At 44.8% G+C, this 17998-nt stretch carries 18 protein-coding genes and 1 other annotated feature; all 18 genes read right to left on the bottom strand.

The genetic code is table 11. From position 1 onward, the window contains the following. Positions 1 to 116 precede the first annotated feature (116 nt). The gene (fusA, locus tag NYE42_RS00710) at positions 117 to 2195 is read right to left on the bottom strand and encodes an elongation factor G (RefSeq protein WP_007410399.1); all 2079 of its coding nucleotides are present in this window, start codon (positions 2193 to 2195) and stop codon (positions 117 to 119) included. A gap of 52 nt (positions 2196 to 2247) precedes the next feature. Further along, positions 2248 to 2718 (bottom strand): 30S ribosomal protein S7, encoded by a 471-nt coding sequence (gene rpsG / locus NYE42_RS00705; protein WP_003156447.1) that lies wholly within the window; start codon positions 2716 to 2718, stop codon positions 2248 to 2250. A gap of 39 nt (positions 2719 to 2757) precedes the next feature. Then, positions 2758 to 3174, bottom strand: a complete 417-nt coding sequence (gene rpsL, locus NYE42_RS00700) for a 30S ribosomal protein S12 (protein ID WP_003156445.1) — start codon at positions 3172 to 3174, stop codon at positions 2758 to 2760. Between the two features lie 115 nt (positions 3175 to 3289). Then, positions 3290 to 3538: a 50S ribosomal protein L7ae-like protein gene (locus NYE42_RS00695; RefSeq protein WP_003156443.1), complete on the bottom strand. Its 249-nt coding sequence runs from the start codon at positions 3536 to 3538 to the stop codon at positions 3290 to 3292. A 168-nt stretch (positions 3539 to 3706) separates the two neighbouring features. Then, positions 3707 to 7306 carry a DNA-directed RNA polymerase subunit beta' gene (gene rpoC, locus NYE42_RS00690; protein WP_352426694.1) on the bottom strand — a complete coding sequence of 1200 codons (3600 nt, stop codon included), beginning with the start codon at positions 7304 to 7306 and terminating at the stop codon, positions 3707 to 3709. Positions 7307 to 7368: 62 nt separating this feature from the next. Next, positions 7369 to 10950: a DNA-directed RNA polymerase subunit beta gene (rpoB, locus tag NYE42_RS00685; RefSeq protein ID WP_003156440.1), complete on the bottom strand. Its 3582-nt coding sequence runs from the start codon at positions 10948 to 10950 to the stop codon at positions 7369 to 7371. A gap of 244 nt (positions 10951 to 11194) precedes the next feature. Further along, the gene (locus NYE42_RS00680; RefSeq protein ID WP_007410397.1) at positions 11195 to 11800 is read right to left on the bottom strand and encodes a class I SAM-dependent methyltransferase; all 606 of its coding nucleotides are present in this window, start codon (positions 11798 to 11800) and stop codon (positions 11195 to 11197) included. Positions 11801 to 11891: 91 nt separating this feature from the next. Further along, a complete protein-coding gene (rplL, locus tag NYE42_RS00675; RefSeq protein WP_003156436.1) occupies positions 11892 to 12263 on the bottom strand; it encodes a 50S ribosomal protein L7/L12 in 372 nt (123 codons plus the stop codon). Between the two features lie 41 nt (positions 12264 to 12304). Continuing rightward, a complete protein-coding gene (gene rplJ, locus NYE42_RS00670; RefSeq protein WP_007410396.1) occupies positions 12305 to 12805 on the bottom strand; it encodes a 50S ribosomal protein L10 in 501 nt (166 codons plus the stop codon). 63 nt (positions 12806 to 12868) lie between these two features. After that, positions 12869 to 13011: a sequence feature (ribosomal protein L10 leader region), on the bottom strand. A gap of 48 nt (positions 13012 to 13059) precedes the next feature. Next, positions 13060 to 13758 (bottom strand): 50S ribosomal protein L1, encoded by a 699-nt coding sequence (gene rplA / locus NYE42_RS00665; RefSeq protein WP_003156431.1) that lies wholly within the window; start codon positions 13756 to 13758, stop codon positions 13060 to 13062. Positions 13759 to 13852: 94 nt separating this feature from the next. Next, the gene (rplK, locus tag NYE42_RS00660; protein ID WP_003156430.1) at positions 13853 to 14278 is read right to left on the bottom strand and encodes a 50S ribosomal protein L11; all 426 of its coding nucleotides are present in this window, start codon (positions 14276 to 14278) and stop codon (positions 13853 to 13855) included. Between the two features lie 167 nt (positions 14279 to 14445). Beyond that, entirely contained in the window at positions 14446 to 14979 is a 534-nt protein-coding gene (gene nusG / locus NYE42_RS00655) for a transcription termination/antitermination protein NusG (RefSeq protein WP_003156423.1), read from the bottom strand. Between the two features lie 167 nt (positions 14980 to 15146). After that, positions 15147 to 15326 (bottom strand): preprotein translocase subunit SecE, encoded by a 180-nt coding sequence (secE, locus tag NYE42_RS00650; RefSeq protein WP_003156422.1) that lies wholly within the window; start codon positions 15324 to 15326, stop codon positions 15147 to 15149. A gap of 32 nt (positions 15327 to 15358) precedes the next feature. Further along, positions 15359 to 15508 carry a 50S ribosomal protein L33 gene (rpmG, locus tag NYE42_RS00645; RefSeq protein ID WP_003156421.1) on the bottom strand — a complete coding sequence of 50 codons (150 nt, stop codon included), beginning with the start codon at positions 15506 to 15508 and terminating at the stop codon, positions 15359 to 15361. A gap of 85 nt (positions 15509 to 15593) precedes the next feature. Further along, on the bottom strand, positions 15594 to 16250 hold the full coding sequence (gene sigH, locus NYE42_RS00640; protein WP_003156415.1) for an RNA polymerase sporulation sigma factor SigH: 657 nt from the start codon (positions 16248 to 16250) through the stop codon (positions 15594 to 15596). Positions 16251 to 16312: 62 nt separating this feature from the next. Continuing rightward, positions 16313 to 16825, bottom strand: coding sequence for a ribosome-dependent mRNA decay endonuclease Rae1/YacP (rae1, locus tag NYE42_RS00635; protein ID WP_003156414.1), 513 nt, complete (start codon positions 16823 to 16825; stop codon positions 16313 to 16315). A 6-nt stretch (positions 16826 to 16831) separates the two neighbouring features. Further along, entirely contained in the window at positions 16832 to 17581 is a 750-nt protein-coding gene (gene rlmB, locus NYE42_RS00630; protein WP_003156413.1) for a 23S rRNA (guanosine(2251)-2'-O)-methyltransferase RlmB, read from the bottom strand. After that, positions 17565 to 17996, bottom strand: a complete 432-nt coding sequence (locus tag NYE42_RS00625) for a Mini-ribonuclease 3 (protein WP_003156412.1) — start codon at positions 17994 to 17996, stop codon at positions 17565 to 17567. Before NYE42_RS00625 ends, rlmB begins: the two co-directional genes overlap by 17 nt. Between the last annotated feature and the right edge of the window lie 2 nt (positions 17997 to 17998).

Raw genomic sequence — 17998 nt, 5'->3', positions numbered from 1 at the left:
AAAATCCTCCTTAAGAGCTTTTAATTAGTAATGTATAGAGTGATAGAAAGTGAAAGCAAGCTCTCACTTCCTCATCTTACAATAGTAGTTATACTTGAGTTAAGTGGCAAAATCAATTATTCGCCTTTATTTTTTTTGATAATTTCTTCAGCGATGCTCTTCGGCACTTCTTCGTAGTGATCCATGAACATTGTGAACGTACCGCGTCCTTGCGTGTTAGAACGAAGGGCAGTAGCGTAACCGAACATTTCAGCAAGAGGTACCATCGCACGCACAACTTGAGCGTTACCGCGAGCTTCCATACCTTCTACGCGTCCGCGACGAGAAGTAACATCACCCATGATGTCTCCCATGTATTCTTCAGGAATAACAACTTCAACTTTCATGATTGGTTCAAGAAGAACTGGGTTACATTTGCTGACTGCATTTTTCAATGCCATAGAAGCAGCGACTTTAAACGCCATTTCGTTTGAGTCAACATCATGGTAAGATCCATCAAAAAGTTTCGCCTTGATGTCGATTAGCGGGAATCCGGCTAGGACACCATTTTCAAGAGAGTCTTCAAGACCTGCTTGTACGGCTGGGATGTATTCACGAGGAACAACACCACCGACGATTGCGTTTTCGAATTCAAAGCCAGCGCCTTCTTCGTTCGGTTCAAATTCGATCCAAACGTGACCGAACTGACCGCGTCCGCCTGATTGACGTACGAATTTACCTTCAACTTTTGCACCGGTACGGAATGTCTCACGGTACGCAACTTGAGGAGCACCAACGTTAGCTTCAACTTTGAACTCACGCTTCATACGATCAACAATGATATCAAGGTGAAGCTCACCCATACCAGAGATGATTGTTTGACCCGTTTCAGGGTTTGTTTGTGTACGGAATGTAGGATCTTCTTCAGCAAGTTTCGCTAAAGCGATACCCATTTTATCTTGGTCAGCTTTTGATTTAGGCTCAATCGCTACGTCGATAACAGGCTCTGGGAATTCCATTGATTCAAGGATTACAAGATCCTTCTCATCACATAGAGTATCTCCAGTAGAAGTATCTTTTAGACCTACAGCAGCTGCGATGTCTCCAGCGTAAACAGTAGAGATCTCTTCACGGCTGTTAGCGTGCATTTGAAGGATACGTCCTACGCGCTCACGCTTGCCTTTTGTAGAGTTCTTTACATATGAACCGGAATCAAGTGTACCGGAATATACGCGGAAGAATGTCAGCTTACCGACATAAGGGTCAGTCATAACTTTAAATGCAAGTGCAGAGAATGGCTCTTCATCAGAAGAATGACGAACGATCTCTTCATCTGTGTCAGGACGTACACCTTTGATTGCAGCAACATCAGTTGGCGCAGGAAGGTAGTCAAGAACAGCATCAAGTACAAGCTGAACACCTTTGTTTTTGAAAGCAGATCCAACAAGTACAGGGTAGAATTCAACATTCAGTGTACCTTTACGGATAGCAGCTTTCAGTTCAGGGATAGTGATTTCTTCACCTTCAAGGTACTTTTCCATAAGCTCTTCATCAAGCTCAGCTACAGCTTCAATCAGGCTGCTGCGAAGCTCTTCAGCTTGCTCTTTGTACTCTTCAGGGATTTCTTTCGCATCTGAACGAGTTCCAAGGTCATCTTCGTAGAAATACGCAACGTTTTCTACTAAGTCGATGATACCTTCGAAGTTGTCTTCAGCGCCGATCGGCAATTGAATTGCGTGAGCGTTAGCTTGAAGACGGTCTCTTAAAGTGCCTACAGAGTAAAGGAAGTCTGCGCCGATTTTGTCCATTTTGTTGACAAATACAACGCGCGGCACTCCGTAAGTTGTTGCTTGGCGCCATACTGTTTCTGTCTGAGGCTCAACACCTGATTGAGCATCAAGTACGGCAACCGCACCATCAAGTACACGGAGTGAACGTTCAACTTCAACTGTGAAGTCTACGTGTCCCGGTGTATCGATGATGTTTACACGGTAACCTTTCCACTGTGCAGTCGTTGCTGCAGAAGTGATTGTGATACCGCGTTCTTGTTCCTGCTCCATCCAGTCCATTTGCGAAGCACCTTCGTGAGTTTCGCCAATTTTGTGGATACGGCCTGTGTAGAACAAGATCCGTTCTGTAGTAGTCGTTTTACCGGCATCGATGTGAGCCATGATCCCGATATTACGAGTTTTTTCTAAGGAGAACTCTCTTGCCATTGGGTAATTTCTCCTTCCTTATTAGGGAATTATTATTTTGATTATATGAATCCTACCAGCGGTAGTGAGCAAATGCTTTGTTCGCTTCTGCCATCTTGTGAGTGTCTTCACGTTTCTTAACGGCAGCACCAGTGTTGTTAGCTGCATCAAGAATTTCGTTAGCCAGGCGCTCTTCCATTGTTTTTTCTCCGCGAAGACGCGCATAGTTAACCAACCAGCGAAGACCAAGAGTTGTACGGCGTTCAGGACGAACTTCTACAGGCACTTGGTAGTTAGCTCCACCTACACGGCGTGCTTTTACTTCAAGTACAGGCATGATGTTTTTCAATGCTTGTTCGAAAACCTCCATTGCATCATTGCCAGTGCGTTCTTTAATGATATCGAATGACTTGTATAGGATTGTTTGAGATTTACCTTTTTTACCGTCGATCATCATTTTGTTGATCAGGCGGGATACCAGCTTAGAGTTGTAAAGCGGATCAGGTAAAACATCTCTTTTTGCTACAGGACCTTTACGTGGCATCTGAATATCCTCCCTTCATAGTTTTAATGATTTATTTGATTACTTTGCTTTAGGACGTTTCGTACCGTATTTAGAACGGCCTTGCGCACGGTTTTCAACTCCGGCAGTATCAAGTGCGCCACGAACGATGTGGTAGCGTACCCCCGGTAAGTCTTTTACACGTCCGCCGCGGATCAGTACAACGCTGTGCTCTTGCAGGTTGTGACCGATACCAGGAATGTAGGCAGTAACCTCGATTCCGTTAGTCAAACGAACACGAGCATATTTACGAAGTGCTGAGTTCGGTTTTTTCGGTGTCATTGTACCCACACGAGTACATACCCCGCGTTTTTGTGGAGAAGATACGTTAGTGTGCTCTTTTTTAAAGCTGTTGTATCCTTTGTTTAGTGCAGGTGACTTAGAGTTTTCAACTTTGCTCACGCGTCCCTTGCGAATTAGCTGATTAATTGTAGGCATGTTGTGTTCCTCCCTTCATTACGTTTTATAACCCACATACCCAGGTGGTTCATCATTAGGCAAAAAACAATGTCTTTACACAAGATTGATATCTTATATAAAAACAAAAAGTACGCTATAACATAATGGCAACAGCTGCTGCTCCCACTTCAATTCCGCAGGCTTTGCCGAGCTTTTTCATGGAATCCACCATACAGACAGCGGTATTTTGGTTCTTTGCAAGCTGGATAACGCCAGCTGTAAGAACTGAATCCGCGTCTTTTGCCACGACGACTTCCTTCACTGAACCTCGTTTTAGAGCTTTCACTGTTTGCTTCGTACCAATAATAATTGATTTGGCCTGTGATACTTTATCATAAGACATAAACATATCCTCCAAAGTAACAGGTTTTATTTCGAGCACCTTGGTTATATTATCACTCTGCGGGACGGATGTCAACAACGTATGACATTTTTTAGTGCAGTCCCCCGCCAGAATAATTGTAATACTGAGGAAAAGCTGTCGAAACAGCCTTTCCTGCAGCAGTTTCTATTAGTCAGCCGGAACCATATCTTCCGAAGGCTGAACGTTTGAAACAGGTTTTACTTTTCTGTAATTCATCATACCGGTACCGGCCGGAACCAGCTTACCGATGATAACATTCTCTTTCAGGCCGAGAAGTTCATCGCGCTTGCCTTTAATCGCAGCATCTGTAAGAACGCGTGTTGTTTCTTGGAATGATGCGGCAGACAAGAATGAATCCGTCTCGAGTGAAGCTTTTGTGATACCGAGAAGGACAGGACGGCCTGTAGCAGGTCGATTGCCTTCAAGCAGCACTTTTTTGTTCGCTTCTGTGAATTGGTGAATATCAAGCAATGTGCCAGGGAGAACATCAGTATCTCCGGCATCGATCACACGGACTTTGCGAAGCATCTGGCGAACCATTACTTCTACGTGTTTATCGCCGATTTCAACCCCCTGCATACGGTAAACCTTCTGAACCTCATGCAGAAGATATTCCTGAACCGTTGTCAGGTCAGTGACTTTAAGAAGTTCTTTCGGATCGATAGAACCTTCTGTCAGCACTTGACCGCGGGTAATCTGATCACCCTCAGCCACTTTCAGGCGTGAGTTGTAAGGTGCCGTGTATGAACGTGTCTCAACAGCGCCCTGAACAACAATCTCCTGCTGTTTGTCGCGGACTTCATTGATTTCGGCAATTGTACCGTCAATCTCAGAAATCGTCGCTTGACCTTTCGGATTACGCGCTTCGAAAAGCTCTTGGATACGCGGAAGACCTTGTGTGATATCGTCTCCGGCAACCCCGCCTGTGTGGAACGTACGCATTGTTAACTGTGTTCCAGGCTCACCGATAGATTGAGCGGCGATAATACCTACTGCTTCGCCGACTTCAACATCAGTTCCGGTTGCAAGGTTACGTCCGTAGCATCGTTTACATACACCATGAGGAGTGTTACATGTGAACGCAGAACGGATCCACACTTCTTCGATTCCGGCTTCAACGATTTCCAGTGCTTTATCTTCATCGATCAATTCATTTTCGTTAATGAGCACAGCACCCGTTTCAGGATGTTTGATCTGTTTTCTGGCGAAACGTCCGATCAGACGCTCTTCCAGACGCTCGATGATTTCCGTGCCTTCTTTGAGCGGTTTTGCAAGAATACCGCGGTCTGTTCCGCAATCAGTTTCACGAATGATAACATCCTGCGCAACATCAACAAGACGGCGTGTAAGGTAACCTGAGTCAGCTGTTTTCAGGGCGGTATCGGCAAGACCTTTACGCGCACCGTGAGTGGAGATAAAGTACTCCAATACTGTCAGACCTTCACGGAAACTTGATTTAATCGGCAATTCAATGATTCGTCCAGCCGGGTTGGCCATCAGACCGCGCATACCCGCAAGCTGTGTAAAGTTAGATGCGTTACCACGGGCTCCTGAGTCACTCATCATGTAGATTGGGTTGACTTCGTCTAATGATTTCATCAGTTTGCCTTGGATAACATCTTTCGCTGAACTCCAAATTGAAATGACTCTTTCATAACGTTCTTCTTCGGTGATTAAACCGCGTCTGAACTGTTTCAGGACATTATCAACTTTGCTTTGTGCTTCTTCAAGGATTTCCTGTTTGTCATCGAGAACGACGATATCAGAAACCCCTACTGTGATGCCGGCTTTCGTTGAATATCTGAAACCGAGGTTTTTCATGCGGTCAAGCATTTTAGACGTTTCCGTGATATGGAATCGTTTAAAGATTTCCGCGATGATTTTACCGAGAATGCCTTTTTTAAACGGTGCGTTGATCGGCTGCTCAGCAATCACAGCTTTTACGTCAGCACCTTTATCTAAGAAGAAACGGTCAGGTGTCTTCTCTTCAATGTTGCTCTTCGTTGGTTCATTCATGTAAGGGAATGATTCCGGAAGAATTTCATTGAAGACGAGCTTACCGACAGTTGTAATTAACAATTTTGAACGCTGTTCTTCAGTAAATGTCACATTCTTAAGGGAGTTCGCTGCAACAGCAACTCTCGTATGAAGGTGAACATAACCGTTTTGATAAGCAAGAAGCGCTTCGTCCGTATTTTTGAAAACCATACCCTCGCCGACTGCTCCGGCGCGCTCAAGCGTCAGGTAGTAGTTTCCTAATACCATATCCTGAGACGGCGTAACAACCGGTTTACCATCTTTAGGGTTCAAGATGTTTTGGGCCGCAAGCATCAGAATGCGCGCCTCAGCTTGAGCCTCAGCTGATAAAGGTACGTGAACCGCCATTTGGTCACCGTCAAAGTCAGCGTTATAAGCTGTACATACTAACGGGTGAAGACGGATGGCGCGTCCTTCAACAAGCGTCGGTTCGAAAGCCTGGATACCTAATCTGTGAAGAGTAGGGGCACGGTTCAGTAAGACCGGATGCTCCTTAATGACAGATTCAAGTACATCCCATACTTCAGGCTGCACGCGTTCGATTTTGCGTTTTGCGCTCTTGATATTGTGAGCAAGGCCTTTTTCAACAAGCTCTTTCATGACGAAAGGCTTGAAGAGCTCAAGCGCCATTTCCTTCGGCAAACCGCACTGATACATTTTCAGATGCGGACCTACGACGATAACGGAACGTCCTGAGTAGTCTACACGTTTACCGAGAAGGTTCTGACGGAAACGCCCTTGTTTCCCTTTCAGCATGTGAGAAAGAGATTTAAGCGGACGGTTACCCGGTCCGGTAACCGGACGGCCGCGGCGTCCGTTGTCAATCAGAGCATCGACTGCTTCCTGAAGCATACGTTTTTCGTTCTGAACGATGATGCTTGGCGCGCCGAGGTCTAACAGACGTTTTAAACGGTTATTACGGTTGATGACACGACGGTAAAGGTCGTTCAGGTCAGACGTTGCGAAACGTCCGCCGTCAAGCTGAACCATCGGTCTTAATTCAGGCGGAATAACCGGAAGCACGTCGAGGATCATCCAAGACGGCTTGTTTCCTGAATTACGGAAGGCTTCAAGCACTTCAAGGCGTTTGATCGCACGTGTACGGCGCTGTCCTTGAGAAGTCTTCAGCTCTTCTTTTAACATATCAACTTCTTTGACAAGGTCGATGTCCTGCAGAAGTTTATTAATGGCTTCCGCACCCATAGAGGCTTGGAATTTGTTTCCGTACTTATCCAGATACGCACGGTATTCCTTTTCAGATAAAAGCTGTTTCTTTTCGAGCGGTGTATTGGCCGGGTCAGTTACGACGTAAGAAGCAAAGTAAATAACTTCTTCCAGCGCACGCGGTGACATATCCAATACAAGACCCATACGGCTCGGAATACCTTTGAAATACCAAATGTGAGAAACCGGGGCAGCCAGTTCAATATGCCCCATTCTCTCACGACGGACCTTAGCCCGCGTTACTTCAACTCCGCAACGGTCACAAACTACGCCTTTATAACGAACCCGCTTGTACTTGCCGCAATGACATTCCCAGTCCTTAGTCGGTCCGAAAATGCGTTCGCAGAACAGGCCGTCCTTTTCAGGTTTCAATGTACGATAGTTTATCGTTTCAGGCTTTTTCACTTCACCAAAAGACCATGAACGGATTTTATCCGGTGAAGCAAGACCGATGTTCATATACTCAAAATTGTTCACATCTAGCAAGGGGCCTACCTCCCTTTTTATCTTCGGATTAACCGATGTCACTTGCCTTTATCAATCAGAGACTACTCTTTCGTTACTGCGTCACGTTCAACGTCTGGAGATGCTGTTTCTTCCGGCGCTTCATCACCTGATAATGCAAGGCCGTCAGCTTGTTTCGCATCTTCCTCGTCTTCTAGATCTCTCATTTCTATTTCTTCTTCATCGCCTGAAAGGATTTTTACGTCCATACCTAAGCTTTGAAGCTCTTTGATCAATACTTTGAATGATTCCGGAACACCAGGCTCTGGAACATTGTCGCCTTTGACGATGGCTTCATATGTTTTCACACGTCCGACCACGTCATCGGACTTCACAGTCAGGATTTCTTGAAGCGTGTAAGCTGCGCCGTAAGCTTCAAGCGCCCAAACCTCCATCTCACCGAAACGCTGTCCGCCGAATTGGGCTTTACCGCCGAGAGGCTGCTGCGTAACAAGTGAGTAAGGACCTGTAGAACGGGCATGAAGTTTATCATCAACCATGTGTGCCAGTTTGATCATGTACATGATTCCGACAGATACACGGTTGTCAAACGGTTCTCCCGTACGGCCGTCATAAAGAACTGTTTTAGCGTCTCTTGACATGCCTGCTTCTTCAAGTGTTTCCCACACATCTTCTTCACGCGCGCCGTCAAATACAGGTGACGCGATGTGAATGCCGAGGTAGCGGGCAGCCATACCCATGTGAAGTTCTAATACCTGACCGATATTCATACGTGATGGTACACCCAGCGGGTTAAGCATGATATCGATCGGCGTGCCGTCAGGAAGGTAAGGCATATCTTCTTCAGGAAGAATCTTCGAGATAACCCCTTTGTTTCCGTGACGTCCGGCCATTTTATCACCTTCAGAAATCTTACGTTTCTGAACGATATATACGCGTACAAGCTGGTTCACTCCCGGAGGAAGTTCGTCGCCGTCTTCACGGTTGAAGACTTTTACGTCGTGGATAATTCCGCCGCCGCCGTGAGGCACACGGAGAGAAGTATCACGGACTTCACGCGCTTTTTCTCCAAAGATCGCATGCAGAAGGCGTTCTTCAGCCGTAAGCTCAGTTACACCTTTAGGCGTTACTTTACCTACGAGAAGGTCTCCGTCGTTGACTTCCGCACCGATACGGATAATTCCGCGGTCATCAAGATTGCGAAGCGCGTCTTCCCCTACGTTTGGAATATCGCGGGTGATCTCTTCCGGCCCAAGCTTTGTATCACGTGCTTCTGATTCATATTCTTCAATGTGAATAGATGTGTATACATCATCTTTCACAAGGCGTTCACTCATGATGATGGCATCCTCATAGTTGTAACCATCCCATGTCATGAAGCCGACCATTACGTTGCGGCCGAGAGCAAGTTCACCAAGCTCCATTGAAGGTCCGTCAGCAAGGATTTCTCCTTTGACTACTTCATCGCCGACACTGACGATCGGACGCTGGTTGTAGCACGTACCTTGGTTGGAGCGGACAAATTTCAGCAAGCTGTACTTATCCAGGTTGCCTTTTACTTTTTGGCCGTCAATTTCTTCATAGCGGCGCACCCATACGTTTTTCGCTTCCACCCGTTCAACGATACCAGGGTGTTTACAAATAACGGCTGCACCGGAGTCTTTACCGGATACGTATTCCATACCCGTTCCGACGATCGGAGCTTCCGGCTGCATCAAAGGCACAGCCTGACGCTGCATGTTCGCTCCCATGAGGGCGCGGTTCGAGTCATCGTTTTCCAAGAACGGAATACATGCTGTCGCAGCAGATACAACCTGTTTAGGAGATACGTCCATGTAATCCACGCGGTTGCGGGCTACAACGGTGTTTTCCCCTCTGAAACGCGCTACGATGCTGTCATCCAAGAAAGAACCGTCATCGCTCAGCTTAGCATTCGCTTGGGCTACGACATAGTTATCCTCTTCATCAGCAGTCAGGTAGTCGATTCTAGGCGTTACTTTTCCTGTTTCAGGATCAACGCGGCGGTATGGCGTCTCAATGAAACCAAAGCGGTTTACTTTCGCAAATGATGACAATGAGTTGATCAAACCGATGTTCGGGCCCTCAGGCGTTTCAATCGGACACATACGGCCATAGTGAGAGTAGTGAACGTCACGTACTTCCATACCTGCGCGCTCACGTGTCAAACCGCCCGGTCCGAGAGCTGACAGACGGCGTTTGTGCGTCAATTCAGCAAGCGGGTTCGTCTGATCCATGAATTGAGAAAGCTGTGAGCTTCCGAAGAACTCTTTAATAGACGCAATAACAGGTCTGATGTTAATCAGCTGCTGCGGCGTAATTGTATTCGTGTCTTGAATAGACATTCTTTCACGTACGACACGTTCCATCCGGCTTAAACCGATACGGAATTGGTTTTGCAGGAGCTCACCTACAGAACGCAGACGGCGGTTTCCGAGATGGTCGATATCATCAGTGTCGCCCACTCCGTGCAGGAGGTTGAAGAAGTAGCTGATAGAAGAAATAATATCAGCAGGCGTAATGTTTTTAATCGCCTCTTCGATGTAAGCATTGCCGATCACATTGATCGTCTGCTCTCCTTCTGCATCGGTAGGAGCATAGATTTTAATGGATTGAAGCATCACTTCATCCTCGACAACGCCGCCGTTAGGATAAAGCTTTCTGAAGCCGATTCCATTTTCTAAGTATGGCAGTACTTTATCAAGTGTTCTTCTGTCAAGAATCTGCCCTTTTTCAGCGAGAATTTCACCGGTTTCCGGATCCACCAGTGTTTCTGCAAGGCGCTGGTTAAACAGGCGGTTCTTGATATGAAGCTTTTTATTAATTTTATAGCGTCCTACATTCGCAAGGTCGTATCGCTTCGGATCGAAGAAACGGGAATCCAGCAAGCTTTTTGCGTTTTCTACTGTAGGCGGCTCTCCGGGACGAAGGCGCTCATAGATTTCAAGAAGCGCTTTGTCACTGTTTTCAGTGTTGTCCTTATCCAGTGTATTGCGGAGATATTCGTTCTCACCAATGAGATCGAGAATCTCTTGGTCGGAACCGAAGCCGAGAGCACGCAAAAGAACCGTAACCGGCAACTTACGTGTGCGATCAATGCGGACATACACAACATCTTTCGCATCAGTTTCGTATTCTAACCATGCGCCACGGTTTGGAATGACAGTCGCGGTAAAACCTTTTTTACCGTTTTTGTCTACTTTACCACTGAAATATACACTTGGAGACCGAACAAGCTGAGATACGATAACACGTTCTGCACCGTTGATGATAAAAGTACCGGTATCTGTCATAATAGGGAAATCACCCATGAAGACATCCTGGTCTTTTACCTCTCCAGTTTCTTTGTTAATTAAACGAACCTTCACTCTCAGCGGAGCTGAGTAAGTCACATCACGTTCTTTTGACTCTTCAACGGGATACTTAGGATCTCCTAAACTGTAGTCAATGAACTCTAGAGAGAGGTTACCAGTGAAATCCTCAATTGGTGATATGTCTTGAAACATCTCTCTAAGACCCTCATCAAGAAACCACTGATAAGAAGAGGTTTGAATTTCAATGAGATTTGGTAATTCTAACACTTCGCTAATGCGAGCATAGCTTCTGCGCTGGCGGTGTCGTCCATACTGAACTAGTTGACCTGTCAACTGATTCACCCCTCAAATCATGCGTATTATATGTGTAATAAGCATCTCTTACGATAAAGAAATACTTTTACAAGACAAAAGAAAAAAGGGTTTCTAATTAAGAAAACCACATCCAAAAACAAATACCGATTTTATTAGCATTTCCATGTTTGTATAATTTATACATGCACTATGATTATTTCAGCATATCATGCAAAATATATACATTGGCATTTTACAATATTAACATAGCTGAAAATTCAAGTCAAACTTTTTTTGCTTTTATGATATAATAGCCTTTCTTTTTTTGAACCACAGAAACTTCGTCAAAAAGCTCCTTCAGTTTTTCAATGGCAGAAGGCCCGCCCTGTTTTTTCTGTATAACGATCCACAATTCACCTGAAGCCCTTAAATGCTCAGCGCTTTTTTCAAAAATGGCATGGACAACTTTTTTTCCGGCGCGGATTGGGGGGTTTGTAATAATAGAAGCAAATGTTTGAGCAGAATCAATATTTGAAAATAAATCACTCTGATAAATTCGAACGTTTTTTATTCCGTTTTTTTCTGCATTTTCATTTGACAGCTCTACGGCTCTTTCATTCACGTCAATCATGTGCACGGTCCGGTCTGTAAATTCACCGGCGAGTGACAGACCAATCGGGCCGTAACCGCAGCCTGCATCCAGGAAGTCGCCATCGATCTCCGGCTCTTCAAACGCTTCAATTAAGACACGCGAACCGAAATCAACTTCCTTTTTCGAGAAAACGCCGCTGTCACTTGTGAATGTATAAGATCTGTTCCGCAGTGTAAATGACCATGTCTGTTTATCGCTTTTAACTGAAGGTTTTTCTGAATAATAGTGATCACTCATTATTAGAACCTCCTTTTATAATGGCACTTAAAGAAAAGCAAAGAAAAAGCCCGCCTCATAAAAGCGAGCTTCCCCTACAGGCAAGTGAAGATTACTTAACTTCTACAGAAGCGCCAACTTCTTCAAGTTTAGCTTTAAGCTCTTCAGCTTCTTCTTTCGCAATACCTTCTTTAAGTGGTTTTGGAGTGTTGTCAACAAGTTCTTTAGCTTCTTTCAAGCCAAGACCAGTGATTTCACGAACAACTTTGATAACTTTGATTTTCTGAGAACCTGCACCAGCAAGGATAAGGTCGAATTCGCTTTGCTCTTCAGCAGCGCCGCCAGCAGCAGCTCCGCCAGCTACAGCTACAGGAGCAGCAGCAGTTACGCCAAATTCTTCTTCGATTGCTTTTACTAGGTCGTTCAATTCAAGTACAGTTGCTTCTTTAACGGAAGCAATGATTTCTTCGATATTTAAAGCCATTTGAAATTCCTCCATTTGTTTTATTTTAGGGTAAAATCAGATTAAGCGCCTTGTTCTTCCTTTTGGTCTGCAACTGCTTTAGCTGCAAGTGCAAGGTTGCGAACTGGAGCTTGAAGTACGCTAAGCAACATAGAAAGTAAGCCATCGCGTGAAGGAAGTTCAGCAAGAGCTTTCACTTCTTCAACAGAAGATACTTTTCCTTCGATAACGCCCGCTTTGATTTCCAGAGCTTCGTGATTTTTCGCGAACTCGTTAAGAACTTTTGCCGGAGCGATAACATCTTCAGTACTGAATGCGATCGCATTCGGTCCAGTTAAGACATCATTCAAACCATCAAGTTCAGCTTGTTCAACCGCACGGCGAGTCATTGTGTTTTTGTACACTTTGAACTCTACGTTAGCTTCGCGAAGCTGTTTACGGAGTTCAGTTACTTCAGAAACGTTAAGTCCGCGGTAGTCAACGATGATCGTTGATTTGCTTTCTTTCAGTTTAGAAGCAATCTCTTCAACAACAACTTTTTTTGTATCAATTGCGCTGCTCATGGTTACACCTCCTGTAGATTTTGTGTAACACTTATACCGCTAGGTGATCACGACTGTGACGACGATTTCATATAAAAAGCCTCCATGTGGACATGGAGGCTGTATATACAAGCATACGTAACGTAATAGCTGTGATATATATACACCTCGGCAGGATATTAAGCCTCAGCGGCCCCTGCTGTCTACGGTATAAATGACATATTATATTTTACAACATTTTGAATCATATCAGAATGCTGATCTAAAGTCAAATATTATTTTACGTTGAAAGTAGAAGCGTCTACTTTGACACCAGGGCCCATAGTAGAAGTAACGGCAACGTTTTTCACGTAAACACCTTTAGCCGCAGCCGGTTTTGCTTTCAGGATTGTATCATACATTGTTGTGAAGTTCTCAACAAGTTTTTCATCCTCGAAAGAAACTTTTCCGATCGGAACATGGATGTTACCAGCTTTGTCAACGCGGTATTCTACTTTACCAGCTTTGATTTCGCCGATTGCTTTTTCTACTTCGAATGTAACAGTTCCTGTTTTAGGGTTTGGCATAAGACCTTTTGGTCCAAGCACACGGCCGATTTTACCGACTTCACCCATCATGTCAGGAGTCGCAACGATTACATCGAATTCGAACCAGCCTTGCTGGATTTTCGCGATGTAATCAGAATCGCCAACGTAGTCTGCACCGGCAGCTTCAGCTTCTTTTGCTTTTTCGCCTTTAGCGAATACTAGCACGCGCTGAGTTTTACCAGTTCCGTTAGGAAGTACAACTGCACCGCGGATTTGCTGATCGTTTTTACGAGGGTCAACCCCTAAACGAAAAGCAACTTCAACTGTAGCGTCGAATTTAGCTGTGTTTGTTTTTTTAGTAAGCGCCACTGCTTCAGCGACGTCGTAAGCTTTCGCACGGTCTACAAGCTTCGCAGCTTCAACGTACTTTTTACCTTTTTTAGCCATTTTAAAATTTCCTCCTTATGTGGTTATAGCGGAATAACCTCCCACGAATAAGGGTTGCGAACTTGTGAAAACTCGCAACCCGACAAGAAACAAATTAATCCTCGATAACGATACCCATACTGCGGGCAGTACCTTCAACCATGCGCATTGCCGCTTCAACGTCTGCTGCGTTTAAGTCAGGCATTTTCGTTTCAGCGATTTCGCGAACCTTATCGCGCTTAACGGTTGCCACTTTATTACGGTTTGGTTCACCAGAACCAGACTCAATTCCAGCTGCTTTTTTAAGCAATACTGCAGCAGGCGGAGTTTTTGTAATAAATGTAAATGAACGGTCTTCGTAAACCGAAATTTCAACAGGAATGATTAAACCAGCTTGGTCAGCTGTACGAGCGTTAAACTCCTTACAGAATCCCATGATATTTACACCGGCTTGACCTAGTGCAGGTCCAACTGGCGGCGCTGGGTTAGCTTTTCCAGCAGGAATTTGCAATTTTACAACTTTTACTACTTTTTTAGCCACGAGACACACCTCCTTAAGTCCGTGATGTGGTAATAGGGTAAACCCTCCCACTCAAGGTTTCATTCTTTATATGAATGACGAAATATCAAGCTAGCTGCCTTGGATTAGTCCAAGACGTACCTTTGCTATATTATCATTAATATATAGCAATTTCAAGTTTTTTCACATTACAATTTGTCGATCTGGGTAAATTCCAGTTCAACCGGCGTTTCACGGCCGAACATGTTAACGAATACTTTCACTTTGCTCTTATCATAATCAATCTCTTCAATTGATCCTGTAAAGTTGGCGAAAGGTCCGTCTATGACTTTGACTGTCTCATTCAATTCAAAATCAATGTCGGTTTTCCGCTCATCCATGCCCATGCGTTTTAAGATGGTTTCCGCTTCGCCAGGAAGAAGCGGAGTAGGCTTTGAGCCTGAACCGGCTGATCCGACGAATCCGGTAACGCCCGGCGTGTTGCGGACCACATACCAGGAATCATCAGTCATGACGATTTCAACAAGCACATAACCCGGGAACACTTTCTTTTTGACTACTTTTTTCTTGCCGTTCTTAATATCAGTCTCTTCTTCTTCAGGGACGACAACGCGGAAAATTTTATCCTGCATTCCCATTGATTCCACACGTTTTTCAAGGTTCGCTTTTACTTTGTTTTCATAACCGGAATACGTATGAACAACATACCAATTCTTTTCCATTCTATCAGGACTCTGCAGTCCTTCCCTCCCCGCATTTAAAAATGAAGTGTAAAACAAAAAATAGGCTCAGGGCCTATGAATCCTTTTTTCAACAACACAATAAAAAACCCGCTGAACGGGTTTTGGCAAACGATATTATGATCTATTATAGCACGTATTGCTGATCATTATTCAACTATTAAACGAATTAATTGAGAAATTCCTGTATCAAGGAGGGCAAAAAAGATAACAAAAAAGATAACCGTTGAAATCACCGTGATCGTATAGCGCGTTAACTCTTTGCCTTTAGGCCAGCTAACCTTTTTCATTTCTTTCCCAACATCTTTAAAGAAACTCATCATGCGCATGTAAAAGACCTCCACAATTTAAAAAGCGAACACTATTTTGTTTCTAAATGAGCTGTATGTGAATTGCAAGTGCTGCAGTACTTCTTAACTTCTAACCGCTCAGCCGCTGATGCAGAGCTTTTCATTGTCGTATAATTACGATTTCCGCAAGTTTTGCATGCCAGCGTAATCTTTTTTCTCATGTCGTTACACCTTTTCCTAAACATTCATTTATCTTAATAAAATAGCACAGTCAGAAAAATTCTGTCAATATGACACAGAAACCTGCTACAGGCTGATCTCTCTTATTTCTAAATATTTTTCAAGCTTGCGCTTCACGCGCTGCAGGGCATTATCGATTGATTTTACGTGTCGGTTTAAGTCATCTGAAATCTCTTGGTAACTTCTTCCGTCCAAGTACAAAACAAGCACCTTTCTCTCCAGATCGCTCAGCAGTTCTCCCATTTTCATTTCGATATCATCAAATTCTTCCTGATTAATAATCATCTCTTCAGGATTTAACGTTTTAGCGCCTGAAATGACATCAAGCAGTGTTCTGTCAGATTCTTCATCAAAAATAGGTTTGTCTAAAGAAACATAGGAATTTAAAGGAATGTGTTTCTGACGGGTAGCTGTCTTTATTGCGGTAATAATCTGGCGGGTAATGCATAATTCTGCAAAAGCTTTAAATGAAGTAAGCTTGTCCTCTCTAAAGTCTCGGATAGACTTATATAAGCCTATCATCCCTTCCTGTACAATATCTTCTCTGTCGGCCCCTATTAAAAAATAAGACCTTGCTTTCGCCCGTACAAAATTACGGTACTTCGTAATCAAGTAATCTAACGCATCACTATCCCCAACATGAACCTTTTCAATGACCTGCTCGTCCTCCAACTGGCAAAATTGCACTTTGTTGAACTTTCCCTTGCTGTTCTGTAGATTCACTGCGATCCCCCCGGCGCACGTAGATAGAAATATTATACATTAATGGGCGAAAAAGCGTCAACCTAATCCAGACCGCCTCGGCGCCACTTTTCAAACGTTTTCAAAACCTCTTCGGACAGCTCTATTTTACCCGGTGGTTTTTCAGAAGTGATCTTTGAAACCCGCCTTTGAATCCGGCGTTCTATCGTATCCACTTCCCTCAGGAGCTCCCGGGCGGATTTACGGAGAGCCCCTTGTCCGAAAATCGCCCACTGCTCCGTATAATCGGAGGTTGCGACATGAATCTGTGTCGCAATATTATTCAGTGCCTGGGCAAGCTTCTCGATCCGCTCATCCGCCGTTTCATTCTCCCGTGTGAAAATCACTTCGACTCTGTGATTCGTTTGTTTTTTCTCTATGCCTTTTACCAGGTGTGCGTCAAACACCACAATGACTCTGATTCCCGTGTAGGACTGATATTCCGCCATCTTCTGGATCAGTACATCTCTCGCTTCTTCAAAACTGTTCGCTTTTAAATCCTTTAGCTGCGGCCAAGCTCCAATCATGTTGTATCCGTCTACTAACAGGATGTCCATCTGTCTTCATTCCCCTAAAGGATTGCGCTTCCGGTAGACTTCATACATGAGAAGGCCGGCCGCTACCGACGCATTCAGAGACGTGACTTTTCCGGCCATCGGAAGCTTAATGAGAAAATCACATTTCTCTTTCACAAGCCGGCCCATTCCTCTGCCTTCGCTTCCGATAACGAGCGCCAAAGGCATCTTGCCGTCCATAGAGCGGTAGTCTTCCCGGGCGGATGCATCCGTTCCGACGACCCAAATCCCCCGCTCCTTCATTTCATCAAGTGTCCGGGCAAGGTTGGTCACCTTCACGACGGGAATGTGTTCAATCGCACCGGTCGAAGCTTTTGCGACCGTCGAAGTCAGTCCGACCGCTCTGCGTTTCGGAATCACGATGCCGTGTGCACCGACAGCGTCAGCCGTTCTCATGATGGAACCGAGATTATGAGGGTCTTCCAGCTCGTCCAATATGAGAAAGAAAGGCTGTTCGTTTCTCTCTTCCGCTCTTTTATATAATTCGTCTAATTGTGCATATTCATATGCCGCCACCTGGGCGACAACACCCTGATGCTGCCCCTCCACCATCTGATCGAGTTTTTTCCTCGGTACAAATTGAATGGTGACGCCGCGCTTTTTAGCAAGCTCCATAACTTGCTGCGCCTGTCCTTTTACTGTGTTTTCCGCCATCCATAACTTATACAGCTTGCGATCTGACTTTAACGTCTCAATCACAGCGTTTTTTCCTATGACGTAATCATGTTGCTGACTCATTTGTTTTCCTCCCTGACGTCCCGACTTGTATAGCCTCAGCAATCAGCTGATTCAGTCTTTCTTCTCTTTTCTCAAGAAAAAGGTATCCGAGTAAAGCCTCAAAAGCTGTACTATGGCGGTACGTCTGTACATCTGTGTTTTTAGGCGTCGTCCCTGATTTCGCGTTTCTGCCTCTTCTCAGCACGGCTTCCTCTTCCTCCGTGAAAAAGGATTCGTCCTGAAGGCGGAACAATATGTCTGCCTGTGATTTTGCCGATACAATCCGGCTCGCCTTCTTATGAAGGTCATTCGGTTTCGTAAAGCCCTGCTTAAGCAGGTGATGCCGGACGTATATTTCAAAAATGGCATCACCCATATAAGCGAGCGCAAGACCGTTTAACTGCTTTGAATCTTTGATTTGTTCAAATTGAAGCATCC

The sequence above is a fragment of the Bacillus sp. FSL K6-2865 genome, assembly GCF_040311405.1.
GTDB classification, from domain to species: Bacteria; Bacillota; Bacilli; order Bacillales; family Bacillaceae; genus Bacillus; species Bacillus velezensis.
This window is presented reverse-complemented; position numbering and strand designations above follow the sequence as displayed.

Excerpts from the sequence above, each read along its gene's own strand:
- fusA (WP_007410399.1), bottom strand. The coding sequence starts at position 2,195 with ATGGCAAGAGAGTTCTCCTTAGAAAAAACTCGTAATATCGGGATCATG.
- rpsG (WP_003156447.1), bottom strand. The coding sequence starts at position 2,718 with ATGCCACGTAAAGGTCCTGTAGCAAAAAGAGATGTTTTACCTGATCCG.
- rpsL (WP_003156445.1), bottom strand. The coding sequence starts at position 3,174 with ATGCCTACAATTAATCAGCTAATTCGCAAGGGACGCGTGAGCAAAGTT.
- NYE42_RS00695 (WP_003156443.1), bottom strand. The coding sequence starts at position 3,538 with ATGTCTTATGATAAAGTATCACAGGCCAAATCAATTATTATTGGTACG.
- NYE42_RS00680 (WP_007410397.1), bottom strand. The coding sequence starts at position 11,800 with ATGAGTGATCACTATTATTCAGAAAAACCTTCAGTTAAAAGCGATAAA.
- rplL (WP_003156436.1), bottom strand. The coding sequence starts at position 12,263 with ATGGCTTTAAATATCGAAGAAATCATTGCTTCCGTTAAAGAAGCAACT.
- rplJ (WP_007410396.1), bottom strand. The coding sequence starts at position 12,805 with ATGAGCAGCGCAATTGATACAAAAAAAGTTGTTGTTGAAGAGATTGCT.
- rplA (WP_003156431.1), bottom strand. The coding sequence starts at position 13,758 with ATGGCTAAAAAAGGTAAAAAGTACGTTGAAGCTGCGAAGCTTGTAGAC.
- nusG (WP_003156423.1), bottom strand. The coding sequence starts at position 14,979 with ATGGAAAAGAATTGGTATGTTGTTCATACGTATTCCGGTTATGAAAAC.
- secE (WP_003156422.1), bottom strand. The coding sequence starts at position 15,326 with ATGCGCATGATGAGTTTCTTTAAAGATGTTGGGAAAGAAATGAAAAAG.
- rpmG (WP_003156421.1), bottom strand. The coding sequence starts at position 15,508 with ATGAGAAAAAAGATTACGCTGGCATGCAAAACTTGCGGAAATCGTAAT.
- rae1 (WP_003156414.1), bottom strand. The coding sequence starts at position 16,825 with ATGGACATCCTGTTAGTAGACGGATACAACATGATTGGAGCTTGGCCG.
- rlmB (WP_003156413.1), bottom strand. The coding sequence starts at position 17,581 with ATGAGTCAGCAACATGATTACGTCATAGGAAAAAACGCTGTGATTGAG.
- NYE42_RS00625 (WP_003156412.1), bottom strand. The coding sequence starts at position 17,996 with ATGCTTCAATTTGAACAAATCAAAGATTCAAAGCAGTTAAACGGTCTT.